Below are 24,028 nucleotides of genomic sequence, written 5' to 3'. Positions count from 1 at the left end.
GAACGTAACAAACCGCACGTCAACGTTGGCACCATCGGTCACGTTGACCATGGCAAGACCACTCTGACTGCTGCTCTGACCAAGGTCTGCTCCGAGACCTGGGGTGGCTCCGCTCGTGCGTTCGACCAGATCGACAACGCGCCGGAAGAGAAGGCTCGCGGTATCACCATCAACACCTCCCACGTTGAGTACGATTCCGCCATTCGTCACTACGCTCACGTTGACTGCCCTGGTCACGCTGACTACGTGAAAAACATGATCACCGGTGCTGCCCAGATGGACGGCGCGATCCTGGTTTGCTCCGCTGCTGACGGCCCCATGCCGCAGACCCGTGAGCACATCCTGCTGTCCCGTCAGGTAGGCGTTCCTTACATTGTCGTGTTCCTGAACAAGGCCGACATGGTTGACGACGCTGAGCTGCTGGAACTGGTCGAGATGGAAGTTCGCGACCTGCTGAACACCTACGACTTCCCGGGCGACGACACTCCGATCATCATCGGTTCCGCTCTGATGGCCCTGGAAGGCAAGGACGACAACGAAATCGGCGTTTCCGCCGTTCGTAAGCTGGTTGAAACCCTGGACTCCTACATTCCGGAGCCGGTGCGTGCCATCGACCAGCCGTTCCTGCTGCCGATCGAAGACGTGTTCTCCATTTCCGGCCGCGGCACCGTGGTTACCGGTCGTGTTGAGCGTGGCATCGTCAAGGTTCAGGAAGAAGTCGAGATCGTCGGCATTCGTGCGACCACCAAGACCACCTGCACCGGCGTGGAAATGTTCCGCAAGCTGCTCGACGAAGGTCGTGCTGGTGAGAACGTTGGCGTCCTGCTGCGCGGCACCAAGCGTGACGACGTCGAGCGTGGTCAGGTTCTGGCCAAGCCGGGCACCATCAAGCCGCACACCAAGTTCGAGTGCGAAGTGTACGTGCTGTCCAAGGAAGAGGGTGGTCGTCACACCCCGTTCTTCAAGGGCTACCGTCCGCAGTTCTACTTCCGTACCACTGACGTGACCGGTAACTGCGAACTGCCGGAAGGCGTTGAGATGGTAATGCCGGGCGACAACATCAAGATGGTTGTCACCCTGATCGCTCCGATCGCCATGGAAGACGGTCTGCGCTTCGCGATTCGCGAAGGCGGCCGTACCGTAGGCGCCGGCGTGGTTGCCAAGATCATCGAGTAATCGAAGATCTCGCTACAAAAGGAAGGGCCCTTCGGGGCCCTTTTCTTTTGGTTGGTCAAAAGTTGACACCTATCGGGCGCATCCGTACAATCACGCCTCCTTTTAACGGGCGTAGTCCGTCCGTTGGGGAAAGCAGAGATAGAGTCTGAGGTCAAAATGCAAAACCAACAAATCCGTATTCGGTTGAAGGCTTTTGACCATCGCCTGATCGATCAATCCACCCAGGAAATCGTGGAAACCGCGAAACGTACTGGTGCTCAGGTGCGTGGTCCTATTCCTCTGCCTACTCGCAAAGAGCGGTACACCGTTCTGGTCTCCCCGCACGTCAACAAAGACGCGCGCGATCAGTACGAAATTCGTACCCACAAGCGTGTTCTGGACATCGTCCAGCCGACGGATAAAACCGTCGATGCGCTGATGAAGCTCGACCTTGCGGCAGGCGTGGAAGTGCAGATCAGCCTCGGCTAATAACCTTCGGGTTTTAGTCGTGTAACGCTCTGAAATGGGCGGCCATAGCGGGTGAAAGCCCCGTACACTCATGAGGTTTACAACATGACTATTGGTGTAGTCGGTCGTAAGTGCGGCATGACCCGCATTTTCACCGAAGAAGGTGTCTCCATTCCGGTTACGGTCATCGAGATCGAGCCGAATCGTGTGACCCAATTCAAAAGCGAAGAGAGCGATGGCTATCGCGCTGTACAGGTAACTGTCGGCGAGCGTCGTGCCTCTCGTGTGACCAAGGCTCAAGCCGGTCACTTCGCCAAGGCGAGCGTAGCTGCTGGTCGCGGTGTCTGGGAATTTCGTCTTGAAGAAGGCGAGTACCAGGCCGGTGATCAACTGACTGCCGAGCTTTTCCAGGCTGGCCAGCTGGTAGACGTTACCGGTCAGTCCAAGGGTAAAGGCTACGCCGGTACCATCAAGCGCTGGAATTTCCGTGGTCAAGACAATACCCACGGTAACTCCGTTTCCCACCGCGCCCCGGGTTCTATTGGCCAGTGCCAGACTCCTGGTCGTGTCTTCAAGGGCAAGAAAATGTCCGGTCATCTGGGCGCTGAGCGCGTGACCGTGCAGTCCCTGGAAGTTGTGCGTGTCGATGCAGAACGCAATCTGCTGCTGGTAAAAGGTGCCGTTCCCGGCGCTACCGGTGGTGATGTGGTTGTGCGTCCGGCAGCCAAGGCTCGCGGTTAAGAGGGGAAGCTGAGATGCAATTGAATGTAAATGGCGCTCAGGCTATCGAAGTCAGCGAGCGCACTTTTGGCGGTGAGTTCAACGAGACCCTGGTTCACCAGGCTGTCGTCGCCTACATGGCCGGTGGCCGTCAGGGCACTCGCGCGCAAAAGACCCGTTCCGAAGTTTCCGGCGGTGGCAAGAAGCCGTGGCGTCAGAAGGGCACCGGTCGTGCTCGTGCTGGCACCATCCGCAGCCCCATCTGGCGCTCCGGTGGTACCACCTTCGCTGCCAAGCCGCAGGATCACTCCCAGAAGCTCAACAAGAAGATGTATCGCGCTGCCATGCGTTCCATCCTCGCTGAGCTTGTTCGTCAAGAGCGCCTGGTTGTGGTTGAAGACTTCGCTGTCGATGCGCCTAAAACCAAGACTCTGCTGGGCAAGCTGAACGGCCTGGGCCTGACCGACGTGCTGATCGTTTCCGATGCCGTCGACCAGAACCTGTACCTTGCAGCTCGCAACCTGCCGCACGTTGATGTTCGTGATGTGCAGGGTTCCGACCCGGTCAGCCTGATCGCCTACGACAAGGTGCTGATCACCGTGTCCGCCGTGAAGAAATTCGAGGAGCTGCTGGCATGAACCAGGAACGCGTATTCAAGGTGCTGGTTGGTCCGCACGTCTCCGAGAAGGCCACCATGCTGGCAGACAGCAAGGGTCAATTCGTTTTCAAGGTTGCCACCGATGCAACCAAGCTGGAAATCAAGAAGGCCGTAGAAAGCCTGTTCAGCGTGAAAGTCGCTCGCGTCACCACCCTCAACGTGAAGGGCAAGACCAAGCGTACCGTTCGCGGTCTGGGCAAGCGTAACGACTGGAAAAAAGCGTACATCGCTCTCCAGCCGGGCCAAGATCTCGATTTCGCCAGCAGCGCTGAGTAAAGGGGTGCATCATGGCAATCGTTAAATGCAAACCGACCTCCGCTGGCCGCCGTTTCGTGGTCAAGGTGGTCAACCAGGAGCTGCACAAAGGCGCTCCCTACGCACCGCTGGTCGAGAAAAAATCGAAGTCCGGTGGTCGTAACAACAACGGTCGCATCACCACTCGCCACATCGGCGGTGGTCACAAGCAGCACTACCGTCTGGTCGACTTCCGTCGCAACAAGGATGGCATCCCTGCCACCGTTGAGCGTATTGAATACGATCCTAACCGTACTGCTCACATCGCTCTGCTGAAGTACGCCGATGGCGAGCGTCGCTACATCATCGCGCCGAAAGGCGTGAGCGCTGGCGACCAGCTGATCTCGGGCGTCAACGCACCGATCAAGGCCGGTAACACCCTGCCGCTGCGCAACATCCCGGTTGGTAGCACCATTCACGGCATCGAACTCAAGCCCGGCAAAGGCGCTCAAATCGCCCGTTCCGCTGGTGCTTCCGTTCAGCTGGTTGCCCGTGAAGGCGCCTACGTAACCCTGCGTCTGCGCTCCGGCGAGATGCGCAAAGTCCTGGCTGAGTGCCGTGCGACCCTGGGCGAAGTCTCGAACTCCGAGCACAGCCTGCGTTCGCTGGGTAAAGCTGGTGCCAAGCGCTGGCGTGGTGTTCGCCCGACCGTTCGCGGCGTGGCGATGAACCCGGTAGACCACCCGCATGGTGGTGGTGAAGGTCGTACCTCTGGTGGCCGTCATCCGGTGTCTCCGTGGGGCTTCCCGACCAAGGGTGCGAAGACCCGCGCGAACAAGCGCACCGACAACATGATCGTCCGTCGCCGTAAATAACTGAGGATACGACAGTGCCGCGTTCTCTGAAAAAAGGTCCTTTTATCGATCTTCACCTACTGAAGAAGATCGAAGTGGCGGTGGAAAAAAACGATCGCAAGCCGGTGAAAACCTGGTCGCGTCGCTCCATCGTACTGCCGCAAATGGTCGGTCTGACCATCGCCGTGCATAACGGTCGTCAACATGTCCCGGTTCTCGTGAACGAAGACATGGTCGGCCACAAACTGGGCGAGTTCGCCGCTACCCGCACCTATCGCGGGCACGCTGCGGACAAGAAAGCCAAGCGTTAAGGGGTAAGGAACGATGGAAGTAGCCGCTAAGTTGTCGGGCGCTCGAATCTCCGCCCAGAAAGCCCGCTTGGTCGCCGACCAGATCCGCGGGAAGAAGGTGGGCGAAGCGCTCAACCTCCTGACTTTCAGCAGCAAGAAAGCCGCTGAAATCATGAAGAAAGTGCTCGAATCGGCCGTGGCCAACGCTGAGCACAACGAAGGCGCAGACGTGGATGACCTGAAGGTTTCCACTGTTTTCGTCAACGAAGGGCGTTCGCTGAAGCGCATCATGCCGCGTGCCAAAGGCCGTGCTGATCGCATCGTCAAGCGGTCTTGCCATATCACTGTCAAGGTTGCGGACAAGTAACGGAGTCGATCAGATGGGTCAGAAAGTACATCCCACTGGCATTCGCCTGGGCATCGTCAAGGAGCACACCTCCGTTTGGTACGCAGATAAGCGCACTTACGCCGATTATCTGTTTGCCGACCTGAAGGTGCGTGAGTACCTCCAAGACAAACTAAAAAGCGCGTCCGTAAGCCGTATCGATATTCATCGCCCGGCTCAAACCGCACGCATCACCATCCACACCGCTCGTCCCGGCATCGTGATCGGCAAGAAAGGTGAAGATGTTGAGAAGCTGCGTCAGGACCTGACCAAGCAAATGGGTGTGCCGGTGCACATCAACATCGAAGAGATCCGCAAGCCGGAGCTCGACGGTATGCTGGTTGCGCAGAGCGTAGCTCAGCAGCTGGAGCGTCGCGTGATGTTCCGTCGCGCGATGAAGCGCGCTGTACAGAACGCCATGCGCATTGGTGCCAAGGGCATCAAGATCCAGGTAAGCGGTCGTCTTGGTGGCGCTGAAATCGCCCGTACCGAATGGTACCGCGAAGGTCGTGTGCCCCTGCACACCCTGCGCGCCGACATCGACTACGCAACCTACGAAGCGCACACCACCTACGGTGTGATCGGTGTGAAGGTTTGGATCTTCAAGGGTGAGGTCATTGGTGGCCGCCAGGAAGAGCTGAAACCGCAAGCGCCCGCTCCTCGTAAAAAAGCTGCTAAGTAAGGGGTACGCCAAATGCTGCAACCAAAGCGTACGAAGTTCCGCAAGCAGATGACCGGCCACAACCGTGGTCTGGCTCAGCGCGGTAGCAAGGTCAGCTTCGGCGAGTTCGCGCTGAAGGCCACTGGCCGTGGTCGTCTCACTGCCCGTCAGATCGAGGCTGCACGTCGTGCCCTCACCCGTCACGTGAAGCGTGGCGGCAAGATCTGGATCCGTGTGTTCCCGGATAAGCCCGTTACCAAGAAGCCCCTCGAAGTTCGTATGGGTAAAGGTAAGGGTGGCGTCGAGTACTGGGTAGCCCAGATTCAACCGGGCAAGGTCCTGTACGAGATCGAGGGTGTTTCCGAAGAGCTGGCGCGTGAGGCATTCGCCCTGGCTGCTGCAAAGCTGCCGCTCGCCACCTCCTTTGTTAAGCGGACGGTGATGTGATGAAAGCGAATGAACTTCGTGAAAAATCCGTACAGCAGCTGAACGAGCAACTGCTCGGCCTGCTGCGCGACCAGTTCAATCTGCGCATGCAGAAAGCAACTGGCCAGTTGGGGCAGTCTCACCTGCTCTCGCAAGTGAAGCGCGACATCGCTCGCGTGAAAACTGTGCTCAACCAGCAAGCAGGTAAGTAATCATGGCTGAAGCTCAGAAAACCGTCCGCACGCTGACCGGCCGTGTCGTCAGCGACAAGATGGACAAGACCATCACCGTTCTGATCGAGCGTCGCGTAAAGCACCCGATCTACGGTAAATACGTGAAGCGTTCGACCAAACTGCACGCCCACGACGAAACCAACCAGTGCCGCATCGGCGACAAGGTCACCATTCGTGAGACCCGTCCGCTGGCCAAGACCAAGTCCTGGGCCCTGGTGGAAGTCGTCGAACGTGCCGTGGAAGTCTAAGGACTAAGGGTCGGAGAAAGATATGATTCAGACTCAATCCATGCTCGACGTCGCTGACAACAGCGGTGCTCGTCGCGTTATGTGCATCAAGGTCCTTGGTGGTTCGCACCGTCGCTACGCCGGCATCGGCGACATCATCAAAGTGACCGTGAAAGAAGCGATTCCGCGCGGCAAGGTGAAGAAAGGCCAGGTAATGACCGCTGTTGTGGTTCGTACCAAGCACGGCGTTCGTCGCCCTGACGGCTCGATCATCCGCTTCGACGGCAACGCCGCCGTCCTGCTGAACAACAAGCAGGAGCCGATCGGCACCCGTATCTTCGGGCCCGTGACCCGTGAACTGCGTTCCGAGAAGTTCATGAAGATCGTCTCGCTCGCCCCCGAAGTGCTGTAAGGAGAAGCCGTCATGCAAAAGATTCGTCGTGACGACGAGATCATCGTCATCGCCGGCAAGGACAAGGGCAAGCGTGGCAAGGTGCTCAAGGTTCTCGAGGACAGCCGTGTGCTGGTCAGCGGGATCAACCTGATCAAGCGCCACACCAAGCCGAACCCGATGTCTGGCGTTCAAGGCGGTATCGTCGAGCGGGAGGCGCCCATGCACCTCTCCAACGTGGCCATCTTCAATGCCGAAACCAACAAGGCTGATCGCGTTGGTTTCAAGGTTGAAGAAGGTAAGAAAATTCGTGTCTTCAAGTCGACCCAAAAGCCGGTTGATGCTTGAGCACTGCTAGGTAGATAACCATGGCACGACTAAAAGAGATTTACCGGAAAGAAATCGCGCCGAAGCTGAAGGAACAACTTCAGCTGGCCAACGTGATGGAAATTCCGCGCATCACCAAGATCACCCTGAACATGGGTCTGGGCGAAGCCATCGGCGACAAAAAAGTCATCGAGAGCGCCGTAGCCGACCTGGAAAAGATCACCGGCCAAAAAGCCGTCGTGACCTACGCCCGCAAATCCATTGCAGGCTTCAAGGTTCGCGAAGGTTGGCCGATCGGCGTCAAGGTCACCTTGCGCCGTGATCGCATGTACGAGTTCCTGGATCGTCTGCTGTCCATCTCCCTGCCGCGCGTGCGTGACTTCCGCGGCCTGAATGCCAAGTCCTTCGACGGTCGTGGCAACTACAGCATGGGCGTGAAAGAGCAGATCATCTTCCCGGAAATCGATTACGACAAAATCGATGCGCTGCGCGGTCTGGACATCACCCTGACCACCACCGCCCGTACGGATGATGAAGGTCGCGCTCTGCTGCGCGCCTTCAACTTCCCGTTCCGCAACTGATTGGAGTAGGAAAATGGCCAAAACGAGCATGAAGAACCGTGAGCTGAAGCGTCAGCAAACGGTTGCTAAGTTCGCTAAGAAGCGCGCTGAGCTGAAAGCTACCATTGCCAACCCGAACTCCACTCCGGAAGCGCGTTGGGAAGCCCAGGTAGCCCTGCAGAAGCAGCCCCGTGACGCCAGCGCCTCGCGCCTGCGTAACCGCTGCCGCATCACCGGCCGTCCGCACGGCGTTTACCGCAAGTTCGGCCTTGGCCGCAACAAGCTGCGTGAAGCTGCCATGCGCGGTGATGTGCCCGGTCTGGTGAAAGCCAGCTGGTAATGATCGTCGGTTAGGCCGGCTCCGGTCGGCCAAGCCCAGGTCATCAGAATCAAGCCCCTTTTGGGGCTTGATTCGTTTCTGGAGTATCTCTAGAATGTCCGGCTCGCCCGGGCCTGGCATTAGTCCGTCCATTGCCCGCGCGCGTGACTCTAGCCGCAAGGCTATTTCTTTTTGTATCAGGAGCATCTAGCCCATGAGTATGCAGGACCCGTTAGCGGACATGCTAACTCGTATCCGTAATGCCCAGATGGCTGAAAAGTCTGTCGTAAGCATGCCGTCCTCCAAGCTGAAGGTGGCAGTGGCCAACGTTCTGAAGAACGAGGGTTACATCACGGGATACCAAGTCAGCAGCGACATCAAGCCTCTGCTGTCCATCGAGCTGAAGTACTTCGAAGGCCGTCCGGTCATCGAGGAGCTGAAGCGCGTAAGTCGTCCTGGCCTGCGCCAGTACAAGTCCGTCGATCAGCTGCCGAAAGTACGTGGCGGCCTGGGCGTATCGATCGTTTCCACCAACAAGGGTGTGATGACTGATCGTGCTGCTCGCGCCGCTGGTGTTGGTGGCGAAGTGCTTTGCACTGTGTTCTAAGGGGGGTTGAAAGCATGTCTCGCGTTGCTAAGAACCCCGTCAAGCTGCCCGCTGGCGTCGAAGTCAAGATCGCCGGTCAGCAGCTCTCGGTGAAGGGTGCCAAGGGCGCTCTCGAACTGAAAGTGCATCCGTCCGTGGAAGTTCTGGAAGAATCCGGTGAGCTGCGTTTCGCTGCTCGCAACGGCGACCAGCAGAACCGCGCCATGGCCGGCACCACCCGTGCGTTGGTCAACAACATGGTGATCGGCGTCAGCCAAGGCTTCGAGCGCAAGCTCCAGCTGGTCGGCGTTGGTTACAAGGCTCAAGCCAAAGGTCAAACGCTGTCCCTGGCTCTCGGCTTCTCGCATCCGGTGGATTACGAACTGCCGCAAGGCATCACCGCTGAAACCCCCAGCCAGACCGATATCCTGATCAAGGGCATCGACAAGCAGCTGGTCGGTCAGGTGGCGGCTGAGATTCGCGACTTCCGTCCGCCGGAGCCTTACAAAGGCAAGGGTGTACGTTACGCCGACGAAGTCGTCCGTCGTAAAGAAGCTAAGAAGAAGTAGGGCATAGCAAATGAGCGTAAAGAAAGAAACTCGTCTGCGTCGCGCTCGCAAGGCACGCCTGAAAATGCGCGAGCTGGAAGCCGTACGCCTCTGCGTGTACCGCTCTTCCCAGCACATCTACGCCCAGGTCATTTCGGCCGACGGCGCCACGGTCCTGGCCAGCGCCTCGACCCTGGACAAAGAACTGCGTGACGGCGCCACCGGCAACGTCGACGCGGCCAAGAAGGTTGGTCAGCTGGTTGCCGAGCGCGCGAAAGCCGCTGGCGTCACTCAGGTGGCATTCGATCGTTCTGGCTTCAAGTACCACGGCCGCGTCAAGGCGCTGGCTGATGCTGCTCGTGAAGGCGGGCTGGAGTTCTAAGTTATGGCAAATAACGAGCAAAAGCGCGACGAAGGCTACATCGAGAAGCTGGTCCAGGTTAATCGCGTTGCCAAAACCGTAAAAGGTGGTCGTATCTTCACCTTCACCGCGCTGACCGTGGTCGGCGACGGCAAAGGTCGTGTTGGCTTCGGTCGCGGCAAGTCCCGCGAAGTACCGGCTGCCATCCAGAAGGCAATGGAAGCTGCGCGCCGCAACATGATCCAGGTTGATCTGGACGGCACCACCCTGCAGTACCCGATCAAGTCCGCCCATGGCGCCTCCAAGGTGTTCATGCAGCCGGCTTCCGAAGGTACCGGTATCATCGCCGGCGGCGCCATGCGTGCCGTTCTGGAAGTGGCCGGTGTGCAGAACGTTCTGGCCAAGTGCTACGGTTCCACCAATCCGGTGAACGTGGTTTACGCCACTTTCAAGGGTCTGAAGAACATGCAGTCCCCTGAGTCGGTTGCGGCCAAGCGTGGTAAGAGCGTCGAGGAGATTCTCTAATCATGGCAACTGTCAAAGTGACGCTGATCAAGAGCGTTAGCGGCCGTCTGGCCAACCACAAGGCTTGCGTCAAGGGTCTCGGCCTGCGTCGCATTGGTCACACCGTAGAGGTCCAGGACACCCCTGAGAACCGCGGCATGATCAACAAGGCTTACTACCTTCTGCGTGTCGAGGGTTAATCCATGAAACTGAACGATCTGCGTTCCGCGCCGGGTGCCCGTCGCGAAAAGCACCGTCCGGGCCGTGGCATCGGTAGCGGTTTGGGTAAGACTGGTGGCCGTGGTCACAAAGGTCAGACCTCCCGCTCCGGTGGCACCATTGCTCCGGGCTTCGAAGGCGGCCAGCAGCCGCTGCACCGCCGTCTGCCGAAGTTCGGCTTCGTTTCCCTGAAAGCCATGGATCGCGCTGAAGTGCGCACTTCCGAACTGGCCAAGGTGGAAGGCGATGTCGTCACTCTGCAGGCGCTGAAGGATGCCAACGTGATTAACCAGAACGTACAGCGTGTGAAAATCATGCTGTCCGGCGACGTTACTCGCGCGGTCACCCTGAAAGGTATCGCCGCCACCAAAGGTGCGCGTGCGGCCATCGAAGCAGCTGGCGGCAAGTTCGAGGACTAAATGGCTAAGCAAGGTGCTCTCTCCGCGCTCAGCAATGGCGGGTTGTCCGAGCTCTGGGCTCGACTGCGTTTCCTGTTCCTGGCGATCATCGTCTACCGGATCGGCGCGCACATCCCAGTGCCCGGCATCAACCCTGACCGGCTGGCCGAGCTGTTCCGGCAGAACGAGGGGACCATTCTTAGCCTATTCAACATGTTTTCCGGCGGCGCGCTGGAGCGCATGAGCATCTTTGCACTGGGGATCATGCCGTACATCTCGGCATCGATCATCATGCAGCTCATGACCGCGATCAGCCCGCAGCTGGAGCAGTTGAAGAAGGAAGGTGAAGCTGGCCGTCGCAAGATCAGCCAGTACACCCGCTACGGCACTGTAGCCCTGGCATTGGTCCAGGCCATCGGCATGTCCGTTGGTCTGGCCAGTCAGGGCGTCGCTTTCTCGACTGATTTCGGCTTCTACTTCGTGGCCGTCACCACCTTCGTGGCTGGTGCGATGTTCATGATGTGGCTGGGCGAACAGATCACTGAGCGCGGTGTCGGCAACGGTATCTCGATGCTGATTTTTGCTGGCATCGTGGCCGGTCTGCCGAGTGCGGTCGGGCAGTCCTTCGAGTCTGCTCGTCAGGGCGATATCAACATCTTCGCCCTGGTCGCAATCGGTCTGCTGGCAGTAGCGATCATCGGTTTCGTGGTGTTCATCGAGCGTGGTCAGCGTCGCATTGCGGTGCACTACGCCAAGCGTCAGCAGGGCCGCAAGGTCTTCGCTGCGCAGACTAGCCACCTGCCGTTGAAGGTGAACATGGCCGGCGTTATCCCGGCTATTTTCGCCAGCAGCATTTTGCTGTTCCCGGCCTCTCTCGGCGCCTGGTTCGGCCAGTCTGAAAGCATGGGCTGGCTGCAGGACGTCGCACAGGCTATCGCTCCTGGTCAGCCGTTGAATATTCTGCTGTTTAGTGCAGGGATCATTTTCTTCTGCTTCTTCTACACAGCGCTGATGTTCAACCCGAAAGACGTGGCGGAGAACCTGAAGAAGTCCGGTGCCTTTATTCCGGGCATCCGTCCGGGCGAGCAGTCCGCACGCTATATCGATGGCGTACTGACCCGCTTGACCATGTTCGGTGCTCTGTACATGACGGCTGTTTGCCTGCTGCCCCAGTTCCTTGTGGTAGCAGCCAACGTACCGTTCTACCTTGGCGGGACCTCGTTGCTGATCGTTGTTGTGGTTGTGATGGACTTTATGGCCCAAGTACAATCCCACCTCGTTTCGCACCAGTACGAATCCCTGATGAAGAAAGCCAACCTGAAGGGCTACGGCAGCGGAATGCTCCGCTGACCCGGTTCCGTAAGGTTCTAGGAGTTACTGATGAAAGTTCGTGCATCGGTGAAAAAGCTGTGCCGCAACTGCAAGATCATCCGCCGCGAAGGTGTCGTTCGCGTGATCTGCAGCGCGGAACCGCGTCACAAACAGCGCCAAGGCTGAGTGTGATTCACGCGTTATGAGCCCGGCAGCTAGTGCGCTGCCGGGTTGATTATTCGTTTCTACAGCGTTAATATCTCGCGCCCTTTTCTTGGCTTCCGGGGCGTAGGTAGCTGTCAACTGGAGTTTCACTGAATGGCCCGTATTGCAGGCGTCAACATTCCAGATAACAAGCACACTGTTATCTCGCTGACCTACATCTACGGTGTTGGTCGCACCACTGCGCAGAATATCTGCGCTGTCACCGGCGTAAACCCGGCGGCAAAGATCAAGGATCTCTCTGACGAGCAGATCGAACAGCTGCGTGGCGAAGTCGCGAAGCTCACCACTGAAGGTGACCTGCGTCGCGAAATCAACATGAACATCAAGCGTCTGATGGACCTGGGCTGCTACCGCGGTCTGCGTCACCGTCGCGGTCTGCCGGTTCATGGCCAGCGCACCAAGACCAACGCGCGTACCCGTAAGGGCCCGCGTAAGCCGATCCGCAAGTAATTGCGCCCGCGAATCGACAGGAATTAAGTCATGGCTAAGCCTGCTGCTCGTCCTCGTAAGAAAGTCAAAAAGACAGTGGTGGATGGGATCGCCCATATCCACGCTTCTTTCAACAACACCATCGTGACCATTACCGACCGTCAAGGTAACGCCCTGTCCTGGGCTACCTCCGGTGGTTCCGGTTTCCGCGGCTCCCGTAAGAGCACTCCGTTCGCTGCCCAGGTCGCAGCCGAGCGTGCCGGCCAGGCAGCTCTGGAATACGGCCTGAAGAACCTCGACGTGAACGTCAAGGGCCCGGGTCCGGGTCGCGAATCCGCTGTGCGTGCACTGAACGCCTGCGGCTACAAGATCGCCAGCATCACCGACGTGACGCCCATCCCGCATAACGGGTGCCGTCCGCCGAAGAAGCGTCGCGTGTAATAGGAGACAGTGAGAAATGGCTCGTTACATTGGTCCCAAGTGCAAACTGTCCCGTCGTGAAGGTACCGACCTCTTCCTGAAGAGTGGTGCTCGCGCGCTCGAATCCAAGTGCAACATCGAATCCGCTCCTGGCCAGCACGGTGCCCGTCGTGGCCGTCTGTCCGACTACGGCACCCAGCTGCGTGAAAAGCAGAAAGTGCGCCGTATCTACGGTGTCCTGGAGCGCCAGTTCGGTAACTACTACAAAGAAGCTGCCAGCCGCAAAGGCGCTACCGGCGAAAACCTGCTGCAACTCCTCGAGTGCCGCCTGGACAACGTCGTGTACCGTATGGGCTTCGGCGCTACTCGTTCCGAGTCCCGTCAGCTGGTTTCCCACAAGGCCATCAGCGTGAACGGTCAGACCGTGAACGTTCCGTCCTACCAGGTCAAAGCTGGTGATGTGGTTGCCGTTCGCGAGAAGTCGAAGAACCAACTGCGTATCTCCCAAGCCCTCGAACTGTGCGGTCAGCGTGGCCGTGTGGAGTGGGTTGAGGTGGACGCAGAGAAGAAGTCCGGCGTGTTCAAGAGCGTGCCGGCTCGCAGCGATCTGTCCGCCGACATCAACGAAAACCTGATTGTCGAGCTCTACTCCAAGTAAGGGCTAGAAAATAGGTGCATCCATGCAGAGTTCGGTAAATGAGTTCCTGACCCCCCGCCACATTGATGTGCAGGTGGTCAGTCCGACCCGCGCCAAGATCACGCTCGAGCCCCTCGAGCGTGGTTTCGGCCATACCCTGGGCAACGCGCTGCGTCGCATCCTGTTGTCCTCAATGCCTGGCTGTGCAGTAGTCGAGGCCGAAATCGACGGCGTACTCCATGAGTACAGCGCCATCGAGGGTGTTCAGGAAGATGTCATCGAGATCCTCCTGAACCTCAAAGGCCTGGCTGTGAAGCTGCACGGCCGTGACGAAGTAACGCTGAACCTTTCCAAGAAAGGTTCGGGCGTGGTCACTGCTGCCGATATTCAGCTGGATCATGATGTCGAAATCGTCAACGGCGACCACGTGATCGCCAACCTGGCGGATAACGGCGCGCTGAACATGAAGCTCAAGGTGTCCCGTGGTCGTGGCTATGAGCCCGCCGACGCGCGCCAGAGCGACGAAGACGAGAGCCGCAGCATTGGTCGCCTGCAGCTCGACTCCTCGTTCAGCCCCGTCCGCCGTGTTGCTTACGTGGTTGAAAACGCCCGTGTCGAGCAGCGCACCAACCTGGACAAGCTGGTCATCGATCTGGAAACCAACGGTACCCTGGACCCTGAAGAGGCCATCCGTCGTGCTGCTACCATCCTGCAACAGCAGCTGGCAGCGTTCGTCGACCTCAAGGGCGACAGCGAGCCGGTAGTAGTCGAGCAGGAAGACGAGATCGATCCGATCCTGCTGCGCCCGGTTGATGATCTTGAGCTGACCGTACGTTCGGCCAACTGCCTGAAGGCGGAGAACATCTACTACATCGGTGACCTGATCCAGCGCACCGAAGTAGAGCTGTTGAAGACTCCGAACCTGGGCAAGAAGTCCCTGACCGAGATCAAGGACGTCCTGGCCTCCCGTGGTCTGTCCCTCGGCATGCGCCTCGACAACTGGCCGCCGGCAAGTCTTAAGAAGGACGACAAGGCGACTGCCTGATCGTCGTAATCACCGAACGTGAGTTTGGTAAGGAATTGAACCATGCGTCATCGTAAAAGTGGCCGTCACCTCAGCCGCACCAGCGCACACCGCAAGGCCATGTTCCAGAACATGGCGGTGTCGCTGTTCGAGCACGAACTGATCAAAACCACCCTGCCCAAGGCCAAGGAACTGCGTCGCGTTGCCGAGCCGCTGATCACCCTGGCCAAGGAAGACAGCGTAGCCAACCGCCGTCTGGCCTTCGACCGTACCCGTTCGAAAGCCATCGTTGGCAAGCTGTTCAACGACCTGGGCAAGCGCTACGCCAACCGTCAGGGCGGCTACCTGCGCATCCTGAAGTGCGGTTTCCGCGCTGGCGACAACGCTCCCATGGCTTACGTCGAACTGGTTGACCGTCCGGTCGCTGGTGAAGTCGAAGCTGCTGCCGAGTAAGTCGGTCGCATGAAAAACCGGGCCTTGTGCCCGGTTTTTTTATGGCTGAAATATTAGAAAAGTTCTATTGATCTTCTTCCTTTAATAAATTGGATGTCTTTTGGCGTCGGCTCGATACTTCTTGCTACCCGGTAATTCGGGTCTAAAACGCCTAGATGGAGATCGAGCATGAGCCAGAAACCAACCCTCACCACCAGTGCTGGCAACCCGGTTGCGGACAACCAGAATTCTCTTAGTGCCGGCCCGCGTGGTCCGCTGTTGATGCAGGACTACCAGCTGATCGAGAAGCTGGCCCACCAGAACCGCGAGCGCATTCCCGAGCGCGTCGTGCATGCCAAGGGCTGGGGCGCCTTCGGCACCCTGACCATCACCAACGACATTTCCCGATACAGCAAGGCTCCGTTGTTCGGTGCAGTCGGCAAGCAGACCGAAGTGCTTGCGCGATTCTCCACCGTGGCCGGCGAACTGGGTGCCGCCGATGCCGAGCGCGATGTGCGTGGTTTCGCCTTGAAGTTCTATACCGAGCAGGGCAACTGGGATCTCGTGGGCAACAACACCCCCGTATTCTTCATCCGTGACCCATTGAAGTTCCCGGACTTCATCCACACCCAGAAGCGCCACCCGAAGACCAACCTGCGCTCCAACACCGCCGCCTGGGACTTCTGGTCGCTGTCGCCGGAGAGCGTGCACCAGGTCACCATCCTGATGTCCGACCGCGGGCTGCCGACCGACGTGCGCCACATCAACGGCTACGGTTCGCACACTTACAGCCTGATTAACGCGGCCAACGAGCGCATCTGGGTGAAGTTCCACTTCAAGACCCTGCAGGGTCACAAGCACTGGACCAACGCCGAGGCGGCCGACGTGGTGGGCCGCAGCCGCGAATCCACCCAGGAAGACCTGTTCTACAGCATTGAGAATGGCGACTTCCCGAAATGGCGTTTCTGCATCCAGGTGATGACCGAAGAGCAGGCGCGGCAAACCAGCTTCAACCCGTTCGATCTGACCAAGGTCTGGCCCCATGGCGAGTTCCCGCTAATCGAAGTGGGCATCCTGGAGCTGAACCGCAACCCGGAGAACTACTTCGCCGAGATCGAGCAGGCTGCTTTCTCGCCTTCTAATATCATTCCCGGCATCGGCCATTCGCCGGACAAGATGCTCCAGGCGCGGGTGTTCAGCTACGCCGACGCGCACCGCTACCGCCTGGGTACCCACTACGAGGCGCTGCCGGTGAACGCGCCGAAGAGTCCGGTACACCACTACCACAAGGACGGGGCGATGCGCTTTTTCGCCAATAACCCGAACCCGGATGCCTACTACGAGCCGAATTCCTTCAATGGTCCGGCGCAGTCGGCTGAGTACGCCGAGCCGCCGCTGCCCATCGAGGGGGCTGGCGACCGCTACGATCACCGTGACGGCAACGACGACTACAGTCAGCCGCGGGCCCTGTTCGAGTTGTTCAATGCAGGCCAGAAGCGGCGCCTGTTCGGCAATATTGCTGCGTCCATGGCTGGGGTGCCGGAGTTCATCGTCGAGCGCCAGCTGGGGCACTTCGATAAGGTGCACCCAGATTACGGCAACGGCGTTCGTGCTGCGCTGAAGGCGGCGAAGTAAAGCTTCTCGCAGGATGGGGCGGCGCTCCGTGGAGCAATGCGATACCCATCCGACGGGACCGCTGGAACCCCAAAAGGAAAGGCCGGGCATCACTGCCCGGCCTTTTCCTTTGTGCCAGATCAGGCCCGGCCGCGCTCCAGCAATGGCTTGAGGAAGTGCCCAGTATGAGACTGCGGCATCTCGGCCACTTCCTCGGGGGTGCCGGTGGCGATGATCTGGCCGCCCTTGGAGCCGCCTTCAGGGCCCAGGTCCACCAGCCAGTCCGCCGTCTTGATCACATCCAGGTTGTGCTCGATCACCACCACGGTATTGCCGTGGTCGCGCAGGCGGTGCAGCACGTCCAGCAGTTGCTGGATATCCGCGAAGTGCAGGCCAGTGGTGGGTTCGTCGAGGATGTACAGAGTTTTGCCGGTATCGCGCTTGGACAGCTCGCGGGACAGCTTCACCCGCTGCGCTTCGCCGCCCGACAGGGTGGTGGCCGATTGCCCCAGGCGGATATAGGACAGGCCCACGTCCATCAGGGTCTGTAGTTTGCGGGCGATGGCCGGTACCGCGTCGAAGAATCCACGGGCTTCTTCGATGGTCATCTCCAGCACCTCGTGGATGCTCTTGCCTTTGTAGCGGATCTCCAGGGTTTCGCGGTTGTAGCGCTTGCCCTTGCAGACGTCGCAGGGGACGTAGATGTCCGGCAGGAAGTGCATTTCCACCTTGATCACGCCATCGCCCTGGCAGGCCTCGCAGCGGCCGCCCTTCACGTTGAACGAGAAGCGCCCGGGGCCGTAGCCGCGCGAACGGGATTCCGGCACGCCGGAGAACAACTCGCGGATAGGGGTGAACAGCCCGGTGTAGGTGGCCGGGTTGGAGCGCGGCGTGCGGCCGATGGGGCTCTGGTCGATGTCCACCACCTTGTCCAGATGCTGTAGCCCGTCAAAGCTGTCGTGGGACGCGGCTTCCAGCGAGGTGGCGCCATTTAGCGCAGTGGCGGTGATCGGGAACAGCGTGTTGTTGATCAGGGTCGACTTGCCCGAACCGGAGACCCCGGTCACGCAGGTCAACAGGCCTACCGGGATTTCCAGGTTCACCTGCTGCAGGTTGTTGCCGCTGGCGCCCTTGAGCTTCAGCGACTTTTTCTTGTCGCGTGGCGTGCGCTGGGGCGGTACTTCGATCTTCACCCGGCCGGAGAGGTACTTGCCGGTCAGCGAGTCGGGGTGCGCCATGACCTCGTCCGGGGTGCCTTCGGCGACGATCCGGCCGCCATGCACGCCGGCGCCGGGGCCGATGTCCACCACATAGTCGGCGAGGCGGATGGCATCTTCGTCGTGCTCCACCACTATCACCGTGTTGCCCAGGTTGCGCAGGTGGGTGAGGGTGGCCAGCAGGCGCTCGTTGTCCCGCTGGTGCAGGCCGATGGAGGGCTCGTCGAGGATGTACATCACGCCTACCAGGCCGGCGCCGATCTGGCTGGCCAGGCGAATTCGCTGGGCCTCGCCGCCGGACAGAGTGTCGGCGCTGCGATCCAGAGTCAGGTAGTCGAGGCCGACGTTGACCAGGAACTGCAGGCGCTCGCGGATTTCCTTGAGGATCTTCTCGGCGATCTCGCCGCGCCGCCCGGTCAGGCTCAGGCCGCCGAAGTATTCGGACGCATCGCCGACCGGCAGGCTGGTGACCGCCGGCAGGGTCTTGTCGCCCACCCAGACGTGGCGTGCCTCGCGGCGCAGGCGGGTGCCGCGGCAATCGGGGCAGGGCTGGGTGCTGAGGAACTTGGCCAGTTCTTCGCGCACGGTGGCCGATTCGGTCTCGCGGTAGCGCCGCTCAAGGTTCGGGATGATGCCCTCGAAGGGGTGCGAGCGTTTGACGATATCGCCACGGTCATTGAGGTAGCGGAAGTCCACGTCCTCGCGGCCGCTGCCGAAGAGGATCGCCTTCTGATGCTCGGCGGACAGGTCATCGAAGGGTATTTCCAGGCTGAAGCCGTAATGTGCGGCGAGTGAGCCGAGCATTTGGAAGTAGTAGACGTTGCGCCTGTCCCAGCCGCGAATGGCGCCCTCGGCCAGGGTCAACTCGCCGTTGACCAGGCGCTTGGCGTCGAAGAACTGCTTCACCCCCAGGCCGTCGCAGGTGGGGCAGGCGCCGGCCGGGTTGTTGAAGGAGAACAGCTTGGGCTCCAGCTCGCTGATGGAGTGGCCGCAATGGGGGCAGGCGAAGCGTGCGGAGAAGATGATCTCATCGCCGGGCTCGTCATCCATGGGCGCCACCAGGGCGATGCCGTCGGCCAGGTTGATTGCCGTCTCAAAGGATTCCGCCAGGCGCTGCTGCAGGTCCTCGCGCACCTTGAAGCGGTCCACCACCACGTCAATGGAGTGCTTCTTCTGTTTGTCCAGCTTGGGCAGCTCGTCCAGCTCGTAGAGCCTGCCGTTCACTCGGGCGCGAACGAAGCCCTGGGCGCGCAGCTCGTCGAACACCGCCAGGTGTTCTCCCTTGCGTTCGCGGATCACCGGCGCCAGCAGCATCAGCTTGCGGCCTTCGGGCAGGGCCAGCACCTGGTCGACCATCTGGCTGACGGTCTGGGCCTCCAGCGGCACATCGTGGTCCGGGCAGCGTGGCGTACCGACGCGGGCGTAGAGCAGGCGAAGGTAGTCGTAGATCTCGGTGATTGTGCCGACCGTGGAGCGGGGGTTGTGGGACGTGGATTTCTGCTCGATGGAAATCGCCGGCGACAGGCCTTCGATGGTGTCCACATCGGGCTTTTCCATCATCGACAGGAATTGCCGGGCGTAGGCCGACAGCGATTCCACATAACGGCGCTGGCCCTCGGCATAGAGGGTGTCGAAGGCCAGCGACGACTTGCCGGAGCCGGACAAGCCGGTGATGACGATCAGCTTGTCGCGGGGTAGGGTGAGGTCGACGTTCTTCAGGTTGTGGGTGCGGGCCCCACGTATCAGGATCTTGTCCACAACGGCCTCACTTGGCGGTCGGAAACCCGCGATTATACGGCTCGCCGGGCGGACGCGGCAAAGCGTCACGGATGTGCCGCAAACAGCCGGTACTGCTAGAATGCGCGTCATTTTTCGGGCACCGGCGACAGCCGGGCACCCAGGACCGGGTGACCAGCCGGACAGGGGCGCATGACGCAGGCCCCGATCGTTTTCCCTTGAGGCACCTATGCACGACCTCCATTCGGAACGCATGAGCGGTAGCGAAACGCGCGCTGCCAGCGGCTTGGCCCTGGTGTTCGCCTTCCGCATGCTCGGCATGTTCATGGTATTGCCGGTGCTGGCCACCTACGGGCAGGACCTGGCTGGCGCGACCCCCGCCTTGATCGGCCTGGCCATCGGCGCCTACGGCCTGACCCAGGCCGTACTGCAGATTCCCTTCGGTGTCATCTCCGACCGTGTCGGCCGATTGCCGGTGATCTATATCGGCCTGCTGATCTTCGCTGCGGGCGCGGCCCTGGCGGCCAACGCCGACTCCATCTGGGGCGTGATCGCCGGCCGCGTTCTGCAGGGCGCCGGCGCCATTTCCGCGGCGGTCATGGCACTGCTCTCGGACCTCACCCGCGAACAGCACCGCACCAAGGCCATGGCCATGATCGGCATGAGCATCGGCGTGTCCTTCGCCGTGGCCATGGTGGTCGGCCCGCTGCTGACCCGCGCCTTCGGCCTCTCAGGGTTGTTCTGGGCTACTGCCATCATGGCCCTGGTGGGGATGCTGATCATCGCCTTCATGGTGCCGCGTGCGGCCCATCCGCTGCACCACCGTGAATCCGGGGTGGCGCGCGAGGCGCTGCTTCCCACCCTCAAGCACCCGGACCTGCTGCGCCTGGACTTCGGCATCCTCGCCCTGCACGCCATTCTCATGGCCAGCTTCGTTGCCCTGCCGCTGGCACTGGTGGAGAAAGCCGGCCTGCCCAAGGAAGAGCATTGGTGGGTCTACCTCACCGCGCTGCTGGTAGGCTTTTTCGGCATGGTGCCCTTCATCATCTATGGCGAGAAAAAGCGCCAGATGAAGCGCGTTCTGGTGGGCGCGGTCGCCGTGCTCTGCGCCTGCGAACTGTTCTTTTGGCAATTCGGCGACAGCCTGCGCGCGCTGGTGTTCGGCGCCATCGTCTTCTTCACCGCCTTCAATTTGCTGGAAGCCTCGTTGCCGTCGCTGATCAGCAAGGTCGCCCCCGCGGGCGGCAAGGGCACGGCCATGGGGGTCTATTCCACCAGCCAGTTCCTCGGCGCGGCTGTTGGCGGCATCCTCGGCGGCTGGCTGTTCCAGCACGGTGGCCTGTCGACGGTGTTCGTCGGGTGTGCGGTGGTCTGTGCGATTTGGCTGGCCATTGCTGTTACTATGCGTGAACCTCCGTACGTAACCAGTCTGCGCCTTCCGCTCAGCGCAGCGGCTGTGGCCGATAATGGGCTGGTTGCGCGTTTGCTGGCATTGCCCGGAGTGGCAGATGCCGTCGTGGTGGCCGAAGAGGCGGCCATCTATATCAAAGTGGATACCGAACAATTGGACCGCACGTCCCTGGAGCGCCTGGTCGATCCGGCTCCCGAACGTGCTGAAGCCTAGGAGAACGTCATGGCCCGTGGGGTTAACAAAGTCATTCTGGTTGGTAACGTCGGTGGTGATCCGGAAACCCGCTACCTGCCCAACGGCAACGCGGTGACCAACGTCACCCTGGCCACCAGCGAAAGCTGGAAGGACAAGCAGACCGGCCAGCAGCAGGAGCGTACCGAATGGCACCGCGTGGTGTTCTTTGGCCGTCTCGCCGAGATCGCCGGCGAGTACCTGCGCAAGGGCTCGCAGGTCTACGTCGAAGGCTCCCTGCGCACTCGCGAGTGGGAGAAGGACGGCGTGAAGCGCTACACCACCGAGATCGTGGTCGACATCAACGGCCAGATGCAGCTGCTCGGCGGCCGTCCCGGCAGCGAAGGCGACGCCCCGCGTGCCCCGCGCCCGCAGCGCGAGCCGCAGCAGTCCGCCCCGCGCGAACAGCGCCCGGCTCCGCAGCCCGCCGCCCAGCCGGCGCCGGACTACGACAGCTTCGACGACGACATCCCGTTCTAAGTCGAACCGCGCAAGTAGACAAAGGCGCAGCCATCCGGCTGCGCCTTTTTCGTTTCAGGGTCGGAATACGCGGCTGATTCCCGTCGGAAAGGGATGCAGGGAAGGGCCGCCGCGCCGTTGAGATGAGTGTCATCGTACAACTCGCTGGGCTATGATGGACGCTCAGTTTTCGCCGAGATCCAACTTCGACATGGACAATCCAAGCACCCAGCAACGCCCGCGCCGCAAGCATCGGAGCCTGGCGCAGGAGCTGGTGACCGAGCTCTCCCAGCAGATCCAGGATGGTGTGATCAAGCGGGGTGAAAAGCTGCCCACCGAGTCGGCCATCATGGAAGCTCAGGGGGTGAGCCGCACCGTGGTACGCGAAGCAATTTCGCGGCTGCAGGCGGCGGGCCTGGTGGAAACCCGCCACGGCATTGGCACCTTCGTGCTGGATACCCCGAGCCCCAGCGGCTTCCGCATCGATCCGGCGACCATCGTCACCCTGCGCGATGTGATGGCCATCCTCGAACTGCGCATCAGCCTGGAAGTCGAATCCGCCGGTCTCGCCGCCCAACGCCGCAGCCCAGAGCAACTGGCTGCCATGCGCGAGGCGCTGGACAATTTCCTCAGTGCCGCCCATGGCACCGACGCGGTGGCCTCGGATTTCCAGTTCCACCTGCAGATCGCCCTGGCCACCGGCAACCGCTACTTCACCGACATCATGACCCACCTGGGCACCAGCATCATTCCGCGCACGCGGCTCAACTCGGCGCGCATCGCCCATGACGATCGGGAGCATTACCTCGCTCGCCTGAGCCGTGAGCACGAGGATATCTATGAGGCCATCGCCCGCCAGGACAGTGACGGGGCCCGCGCGGCCATGCGCCTGCACCTCACCAACAGCCGCGAACGCCTGCGCCAGGCTCACGAAGAAGCCGAGAAGGCCCGTCAGGCCTGAGGACCGATCCCCGCTGAAAAAAGGCCGCATCCAGCGGCCTTTTTTCGTTTTCGGGCAAAGCGCAATGTACCGAGGCTTGTGGCGATCCCGGGCTCGCGCGGCGGGAGGAGGGCAAGGCGAAACTTTTTCCCTCGGGGCGGTTGTCCTACAAGATTTGTTGTTATATGTTGTCGTACAACTGATTCGGGTCGTCGCGAACACCTGTGGTGTCGTCCTGGTCAAAAGACCTGGCTGCGCTGCAGTCGTCCGCGCAGCCGCCGACTCATCCAGCACCCAGCTAAGCCGGGGCATGAGGCCCAGATAACGGGTGTATCCAGGGCATGGAAGCGGGTAGGGCGCGTCATGCTTCGATAGCGGGCGATGAGCGTACAGGAGGATGAACGGGGGTTGGCAGTCTTTTAAGTTGTACGATAACGTATCTCTAAAGCCGGTTCGCCCCGGCTCCACTCAAACCGCTTCGCAGGGTGCTCGAATAATGAATCCACAAGAACTCAAGTCCATCCTCTCCTCCGGGCTGCTGTCCTTCCCCGTCACCGACTTCGACGCTGCCGGCAACTTCCGCGCCGACACCTACGCCCGTCGCCTGGAATGGCTGGCTCCCTACGGTGCCTCAGCGCTCTTCGCCGCGGGCGGTACCGGTGAATTCTTCTCCCTGGCGCCGGACGAGTACTCCTCCGTCATCAAGACTGCCGTCGACACCTGCGCCGGCAGCGTGCCGATCCTCGCCGGCGTCGGCGGCCCGACCCGCCAGGCCATCCAGTACGCGCAGGAAGCCGAGCGCCTCGGTGCCAAGGGCCTGCTGCTGCTGCCGCACTACCTCACCGAAGCCAGCCAGGAAGGCGTCGCCGCTCACGTGGAGCAGGTGTGCAAGTCGGTGAGCATCGGCGTGGTGGTCTACAACCGCAACGTCTGCCGCCTGACCCCGGCGCTGCTGGAACAACTGGCCGAGCGCTGCCCGAACCTGATCGGCTACAAGGACGGCCTGGGCGATATCGAACTGATGGTCGCCATCCGCCGCCGCCTCGGCGATCGCTTCAGCTACCTGGGCGGCCTGCCTACCGCCGAGGTCTACGCCGCCGCCTACAAGGCCCTGGGAGTACCCGTGTATTCGTCGGCCGTCTTCAACTTCATCCCGAAGACCGCCATGGACTTCTACAAGGCCGTCGCCGCCGACGACCACGCCACCGCCGGTAAGCTGATCGACGACTTCTTCCTGCCCTATCTGGAAATTCGCAATCGCCGCGCCGGTTACGCCGTCAGCATCGTGAAAGCTGGTGCGCGTATCGTCGGCCACGACGCCGGCCCGGTTCGCGCACCGCTCACCGACCTGCTGCCCGACGAGTACGAGCGCCTCGCCGCGCTGATCGATGCCCAGGGCGCGCAGTAAGCAGAACGA

35 protein-coding genes are annotated in these 24,028 nt (G+C 60.6%); 34 read left to right on the top strand and 1 reads right to left on the bottom strand.

Annotated features, from left to right (window positions below; genetic code table 11):
• The 30 genes from tuf to E8F12_RS07430 all read left to right on the top strand — a co-directional run.
• On the top strand, window positions 1-1,176 hold a 1,176-nt coding region (gene tuf / locus E8F12_RS07575), incomplete at its 5' end, for an elongation factor Tu (protein WP_280324633.1).
• Between the two features lie 156 nt (window positions 1,177-1,332).
• Window positions 1,333-1,644, top strand: a complete 312-nt coding sequence (gene rpsJ, locus E8F12_RS07570; protein WP_003463313.1) for a 30S ribosomal protein S10 — start codon at window positions 1,333-1,335, stop codon at window positions 1,642-1,644.
• Window positions 1,645-1,728: 84 nt separating this feature from the next.
• Entirely contained in the window at window positions 1,729-2,364 is a 636-nt protein-coding gene (rplC, locus tag E8F12_RS07565) for a 50S ribosomal protein L3 (protein WP_028629289.1), read from the top strand.
• 14 nt (window positions 2,365-2,378) lie between these two features.
• Complete coding sequence (gene rplD / locus E8F12_RS07560; protein WP_280324632.1) at window positions 2,379-2,981, top strand: 50S ribosomal protein L4; 603 nt, start codon at window positions 2,379-2,381, stop codon at window positions 2,979-2,981.
• Window positions 2,978-3,277 (top strand): 50S ribosomal protein L23, encoded by a 300-nt coding sequence (gene rplW, locus E8F12_RS07555; RefSeq protein WP_028629287.1) that lies wholly within the window; start codon window positions 2,978-2,980, stop codon window positions 3,275-3,277. The genes rplD and rplW overlap by 4 nt, the downstream gene beginning before the upstream one ends.
• Before the next feature lie 11 nt (window positions 3,278-3,288).
• Window positions 3,289-4,110 carry a 50S ribosomal protein L2 gene (gene rplB / locus E8F12_RS07550; protein ID WP_179061896.1) on the top strand — a complete coding sequence of 274 codons (822 nt, stop codon included), beginning with the start codon at window positions 3,289-3,291 and terminating at the stop codon, window positions 4,108-4,110.
• A 14-nt stretch (window positions 4,111-4,124) separates the two neighbouring features.
• Window positions 4,125-4,400 (top strand): 30S ribosomal protein S19, encoded by a 276-nt coding sequence (rpsS, locus tag E8F12_RS07545; RefSeq protein ID WP_016490535.1) that lies wholly within the window; start codon window positions 4,125-4,127, stop codon window positions 4,398-4,400.
• A 13-nt stretch (window positions 4,401-4,413) separates the two neighbouring features.
• Window positions 4,414-4,746, top strand: coding sequence for a 50S ribosomal protein L22 (gene rplV / locus E8F12_RS07540; protein WP_007161246.1), 333 nt, complete (start codon window positions 4,414-4,416; stop codon window positions 4,744-4,746).
• Window positions 4,747-4,759: 13 nt separating this feature from the next.
• Entirely contained in the window at window positions 4,760-5,446 is a 687-nt protein-coding gene (gene rpsC / locus E8F12_RS07535) for a 30S ribosomal protein S3 (RefSeq protein ID WP_016490536.1), read from the top strand.
• 12 nt (window positions 5,447-5,458) lie between these two features.
• Window positions 5,459-5,872: a 50S ribosomal protein L16 gene (gene rplP, locus E8F12_RS07530; RefSeq protein WP_016490537.1), complete on the top strand. Its 414-nt coding sequence runs from the start codon at window positions 5,459-5,461 to the stop codon at window positions 5,870-5,872.
• The gene (rpmC, locus tag E8F12_RS07525) at window positions 5,872-6,063 is read left to right on the top strand and encodes a 50S ribosomal protein L29 (RefSeq protein WP_016490538.1); all 192 of its coding nucleotides are present in this window, start codon (window positions 5,872-5,874) and stop codon (window positions 6,061-6,063) included. The genes rplP and rpmC overlap by 1 nt, the downstream gene beginning before the upstream one ends.
• A 2-nt stretch (window positions 6,064-6,065) precedes the next feature.
• A complete protein-coding gene (gene rpsQ / locus E8F12_RS07520) occupies window positions 6,066-6,332 on the top strand; it encodes a 30S ribosomal protein S17 (protein ID WP_021219597.1) in 267 nt (88 codons plus the stop codon).
• A 22-nt stretch (window positions 6,333-6,354) separates the two neighbouring features.
• On the top strand, window positions 6,355-6,723 hold the full coding sequence (rplN, locus tag E8F12_RS07515; RefSeq protein ID WP_003448734.1) for a 50S ribosomal protein L14: 369 nt from the start codon (window positions 6,355-6,357) through the stop codon (window positions 6,721-6,723).
• 12 nt (window positions 6,724-6,735) lie between these two features.
• The gene (gene rplX / locus E8F12_RS07510; RefSeq protein ID WP_280324631.1) at window positions 6,736-7,050 is read left to right on the top strand and encodes a 50S ribosomal protein L24; all 315 of its coding nucleotides are present in this window, start codon (window positions 6,736-6,738) and stop codon (window positions 7,048-7,050) included.
• A 20-nt stretch (window positions 7,051-7,070) separates the two neighbouring features.
• Window positions 7,071-7,610: a 50S ribosomal protein L5 gene (rplE, locus tag E8F12_RS07505; RefSeq protein ID WP_280324630.1), complete on the top strand. Its 540-nt coding sequence runs from the start codon at window positions 7,071-7,073 to the stop codon at window positions 7,608-7,610.
• A gap of 13 nt (window positions 7,611-7,623) precedes the next feature.
• A complete protein-coding gene (rpsN, locus tag E8F12_RS07500) occupies window positions 7,624-7,929 on the top strand; it encodes a 30S ribosomal protein S14 (RefSeq protein ID WP_280287722.1) in 306 nt (101 codons plus the stop codon).
• A 193-nt stretch (window positions 7,930-8,122) separates the two neighbouring features.
• Window positions 8,123-8,515: a 30S ribosomal protein S8 gene (rpsH, locus tag E8F12_RS07495; RefSeq protein WP_044872686.1), complete on the top strand. Its 393-nt coding sequence runs from the start codon at window positions 8,123-8,125 to the stop codon at window positions 8,513-8,515.
• A gap of 14 nt (window positions 8,516-8,529) precedes the next feature.
• Complete coding sequence (rplF, locus tag E8F12_RS07490) at window positions 8,530-9,063, top strand: 50S ribosomal protein L6 (RefSeq protein ID WP_028629281.1); 534 nt, start codon at window positions 8,530-8,532, stop codon at window positions 9,061-9,063.
• A gap of 10 nt (window positions 9,064-9,073) precedes the next feature.
• On the top strand, window positions 9,074-9,424 hold the full coding sequence (gene rplR / locus E8F12_RS07485) for a 50S ribosomal protein L18 (RefSeq protein WP_179061895.1): 351 nt from the start codon (window positions 9,074-9,076) through the stop codon (window positions 9,422-9,424).
• A 3-nt stretch (window positions 9,425-9,427) separates the two neighbouring features.
• Window positions 9,428-9,928, top strand: coding sequence for a 30S ribosomal protein S5 (rpsE, locus tag E8F12_RS07480; protein ID WP_003448746.1), 501 nt, complete (start codon window positions 9,428-9,430; stop codon window positions 9,926-9,928).
• Between the two features lie 2 nt (window positions 9,929-9,930).
• Window positions 9,931-10,107 (top strand): 50S ribosomal protein L30, encoded by a 177-nt coding sequence (gene rpmD / locus E8F12_RS07475; RefSeq protein ID WP_021219605.1) that lies wholly within the window; start codon window positions 9,931-9,933, stop codon window positions 10,105-10,107.
• A 3-nt stretch (window positions 10,108-10,110) separates the two neighbouring features.
• Window positions 10,111-10,545 (top strand): 50S ribosomal protein L15, encoded by a 435-nt coding sequence (gene rplO, locus E8F12_RS07470; RefSeq protein WP_016490546.1) that lies wholly within the window; start codon window positions 10,111-10,113, stop codon window positions 10,543-10,545.
• The gene (gene secY / locus E8F12_RS07465; protein ID WP_280324629.1) at window positions 10,546-11,874 is read left to right on the top strand and encodes a preprotein translocase subunit SecY; all 1,329 of its coding nucleotides are present in this window, start codon (window positions 10,546-10,548) and stop codon (window positions 11,872-11,874) included. It abuts the gene before it with no gap.
• Window positions 11,875-11,904: 30 nt separating this feature from the next.
• Window positions 11,905-12,021, top strand: a complete 117-nt coding sequence (gene rpmJ / locus E8F12_RS07460; RefSeq protein ID WP_002555468.1) for a 50S ribosomal protein L36 — start codon at window positions 11,905-11,907, stop codon at window positions 12,019-12,021.
• 132 nt (window positions 12,022-12,153) lie between these two features.
• Window positions 12,154-12,510 (top strand): 30S ribosomal protein S13, encoded by a 357-nt coding sequence (gene rpsM, locus E8F12_RS07455; RefSeq protein WP_028629276.1) that lies wholly within the window; start codon window positions 12,154-12,156, stop codon window positions 12,508-12,510.
• A 30-nt stretch (window positions 12,511-12,540) separates the two neighbouring features.
• The gene (gene rpsK / locus E8F12_RS07450; protein ID WP_003093689.1) at window positions 12,541-12,930 is read left to right on the top strand and encodes a 30S ribosomal protein S11; all 390 of its coding nucleotides are present in this window, start codon (window positions 12,541-12,543) and stop codon (window positions 12,928-12,930) included.
• 16 nt (window positions 12,931-12,946) lie between these two features.
• Window positions 12,947-13,567 (top strand): 30S ribosomal protein S4, encoded by a 621-nt coding sequence (gene rpsD, locus E8F12_RS07445; protein ID WP_280287719.1) that lies wholly within the window; start codon window positions 12,947-12,949, stop codon window positions 13,565-13,567.
• A 22-nt stretch (window positions 13,568-13,589) separates the two neighbouring features.
• Window positions 13,590-14,591, top strand: coding sequence for a DNA-directed RNA polymerase subunit alpha (gene rpoA, locus E8F12_RS07440; protein ID WP_280287718.1), 1,002 nt, complete (start codon window positions 13,590-13,592; stop codon window positions 14,589-14,591).
• Between the two features lie 42 nt (window positions 14,592-14,633).
• Window positions 14,634-15,023: a 50S ribosomal protein L17 gene (rplQ, locus tag E8F12_RS07435; protein WP_016490551.1), complete on the top strand. Its 390-nt coding sequence runs from the start codon at window positions 14,634-14,636 to the stop codon at window positions 15,021-15,023.
• 168 nt (window positions 15,024-15,191) lie between these two features.
• Entirely contained in the window at window positions 15,192-16,637 is a 1,446-nt protein-coding gene (locus E8F12_RS07430; protein ID WP_280324628.1) for a catalase, read from the top strand.
• A gap of 119 nt (window positions 16,638-16,756) precedes the next feature.
• Here the strand turns inward: E8F12_RS07430 and uvrA are convergent, their stop codons facing one another.
• Window positions 16,757-19,591 (bottom strand): excinuclease ABC subunit UvrA, encoded by a 2,835-nt coding sequence (gene uvrA / locus E8F12_RS07425; RefSeq protein ID WP_280324627.1) that lies wholly within the window; start codon window positions 19,589-19,591, stop codon window positions 16,757-16,759.
• Between the two features lie 208 nt (window positions 19,592-19,799).
• Here uvrA and E8F12_RS07420 point away from each other — a divergent pair, with 208 nt between their 5' ends.
• The 4 genes from E8F12_RS07420 (at window position 19,800) to kdgD (ending at window position 24,019) form a co-directional block, all read left to right on the top strand.
• Window positions 19,800-21,194 carry an MFS transporter gene (locus E8F12_RS07420; protein WP_280324626.1) on the top strand — a complete coding sequence of 465 codons (1,395 nt, stop codon included), beginning with the start codon at window positions 19,800-19,802 and terminating at the stop codon, window positions 21,192-21,194.
• A gap of 9 nt (window positions 21,195-21,203) precedes the next feature.
• Complete coding sequence (locus E8F12_RS07415) at window positions 21,204-21,692, top strand: single-stranded DNA-binding protein (protein ID WP_280324625.1); 489 nt, start codon at window positions 21,204-21,206, stop codon at window positions 21,690-21,692.
• 190 nt (window positions 21,693-21,882) lie between these two features.
• Entirely contained in the window at window positions 21,883-22,632 is a 750-nt protein-coding gene (locus tag E8F12_RS07410) for a FadR/GntR family transcriptional regulator (protein WP_280324624.1), read from the top strand.
• Between the two features lie 475 nt (window positions 22,633-23,107).
• Complete coding sequence (gene kdgD, locus E8F12_RS07405; RefSeq protein WP_280324623.1) at window positions 23,108-24,019, top strand: 5-dehydro-4-deoxyglucarate dehydratase; 912 nt, start codon at window positions 23,108-23,110, stop codon at window positions 24,017-24,019.
• Window positions 24,020-24,028 lie beyond the last annotated feature (9 nt).

The sequence above is a fragment of the Pseudomonas sp. BN102 genome, from assembly GCF_029871245.1.
In the GTDB taxonomy this organism is placed as follows: Bacteria; Pseudomonadota; Gammaproteobacteria; order Pseudomonadales; family Pseudomonadaceae; genus Metapseudomonas.
Note: the sequence above shows the minus strand (reverse complement) of the source record. Positions and strands in the feature narration are given on the sequence as shown.

Bases quoted from the DNA above. Each gene is read 5' to 3' on its own strand.
- rpmJ (WP_002555468.1), top strand. From the start codon at position 11,905: ATGAAAGTTCGTGCATCGGTGAAAAAGCTGTGCCGCAACTGCAAGATC.
- rplF (WP_028629281.1), top strand. From the start codon at position 8,530: ATGTCTCGCGTTGCTAAGAACCCCGTCAAGCTGCCCGCTGGCGTCGAA.
- rpsE (WP_003448746.1), top strand. From the start codon at position 9,428: ATGGCAAATAACGAGCAAAAGCGCGACGAAGGCTACATCGAGAAGCTG.
- rplW (WP_028629287.1), top strand. From the start codon at position 2,978: ATGAACCAGGAACGCGTATTCAAGGTGCTGGTTGGTCCGCACGTCTCC.
- rplO (WP_016490546.1), top strand. From the start codon at position 10,111: ATGAAACTGAACGATCTGCGTTCCGCGCCGGGTGCCCGTCGCGAAAAG.
- E8F12_RS07410 (WP_280324624.1), top strand. From the start codon at position 21,883: ATGGACAATCCAAGCACCCAGCAACGCCCGCGCCGCAAGCATCGGAGC.
- rplR (WP_179061895.1), top strand. From the start codon at position 9,074: ATGAGCGTAAAGAAAGAAACTCGTCTGCGTCGCGCTCGCAAGGCACGC.
- rplC (WP_028629289.1), top strand. From the start codon at position 1,729: ATGACTATTGGTGTAGTCGGTCGTAAGTGCGGCATGACCCGCATTTTC.
- rpsN (WP_280287722.1), top strand. From the start codon at position 7,624: ATGGCCAAAACGAGCATGAAGAACCGTGAGCTGAAGCGTCAGCAAACG.
- rpoA (WP_280287718.1), top strand. From the start codon at position 13,590: ATGCAGAGTTCGGTAAATGAGTTCCTGACCCCCCGCCACATTGATGTG.
- rplP (WP_016490537.1), top strand. From the start codon at position 5,459: ATGCTGCAACCAAAGCGTACGAAGTTCCGCAAGCAGATGACCGGCCAC.
- rpmC (WP_016490538.1), top strand. From the start codon at position 5,872: ATGAAAGCGAATGAACTTCGTGAAAAATCCGTACAGCAGCTGAACGAG.
- rplB (WP_179061896.1), top strand. From the start codon at position 3,289: ATGGCAATCGTTAAATGCAAACCGACCTCCGCTGGCCGCCGTTTCGTG.
- rpmD (WP_021219605.1), top strand. From the start codon at position 9,931: ATGGCAACTGTCAAAGTGACGCTGATCAAGAGCGTTAGCGGCCGTCTG.
- rpsK (WP_003093689.1), top strand. From the start codon at position 12,541: ATGGCTAAGCCTGCTGCTCGTCCTCGTAAGAAAGTCAAAAAGACAGTG.
- rpsH (WP_044872686.1), top strand. From the start codon at position 8,123: ATGAGTATGCAGGACCCGTTAGCGGACATGCTAACTCGTATCCGTAAT.
- rpsD (WP_280287719.1), top strand. From the start codon at position 12,947: ATGGCTCGTTACATTGGTCCCAAGTGCAAACTGTCCCGTCGTGAAGGT.
- E8F12_RS07430 (WP_280324628.1), top strand. From the start codon at position 15,192: ATGAGCCAGAAACCAACCCTCACCACCAGTGCTGGCAACCCGGTTGCG.
- rpsJ (WP_003463313.1), top strand. From the start codon at position 1,333: ATGCAAAACCAACAAATCCGTATTCGGTTGAAGGCTTTTGACCATCGC.
- rplX (WP_280324631.1), top strand. From the start codon at position 6,736: ATGCAAAAGATTCGTCGTGACGACGAGATCATCGTCATCGCCGGCAAG.
- rplQ (WP_016490551.1), top strand. From the start codon at position 14,634: ATGCGTCATCGTAAAAGTGGCCGTCACCTCAGCCGCACCAGCGCACAC.
- rplE (WP_280324630.1), top strand. From the start codon at position 7,071: ATGGCACGACTAAAAGAGATTTACCGGAAAGAAATCGCGCCGAAGCTG.
- secY (WP_280324629.1), top strand. From the start codon at position 10,546: ATGGCTAAGCAAGGTGCTCTCTCCGCGCTCAGCAATGGCGGGTTGTCC.
- rplN (WP_003448734.1), top strand. From the start codon at position 6,355: ATGATTCAGACTCAATCCATGCTCGACGTCGCTGACAACAGCGGTGCT.
- E8F12_RS07415 (WP_280324625.1), top strand. From the start codon at position 21,204: ATGGCCCGTGGGGTTAACAAAGTCATTCTGGTTGGTAACGTCGGTGGT.
- kdgD (WP_280324623.1), top strand. From the start codon at position 23,108: ATGAATCCACAAGAACTCAAGTCCATCCTCTCCTCCGGGCTGCTGTCC.
- E8F12_RS07420 (WP_280324626.1), top strand. From the start codon at position 19,800: ATGCACGACCTCCATTCGGAACGCATGAGCGGTAGCGAAACGCGCGCT.
- rpsQ (WP_021219597.1), top strand. From the start codon at position 6,066: ATGGCTGAAGCTCAGAAAACCGTCCGCACGCTGACCGGCCGTGTCGTC.
- rpsM (WP_028629276.1), top strand. From the start codon at position 12,154: ATGGCCCGTATTGCAGGCGTCAACATTCCAGATAACAAGCACACTGTT.
- rplD (WP_280324632.1), top strand. From the start codon at position 2,379: ATGCAATTGAATGTAAATGGCGCTCAGGCTATCGAAGTCAGCGAGCGC.
- rpsC (WP_016490536.1), top strand. From the start codon at position 4,760: ATGGGTCAGAAAGTACATCCCACTGGCATTCGCCTGGGCATCGTCAAG.
- rplV (WP_007161246.1), top strand. From the start codon at position 4,414: ATGGAAGTAGCCGCTAAGTTGTCGGGCGCTCGAATCTCCGCCCAGAAA.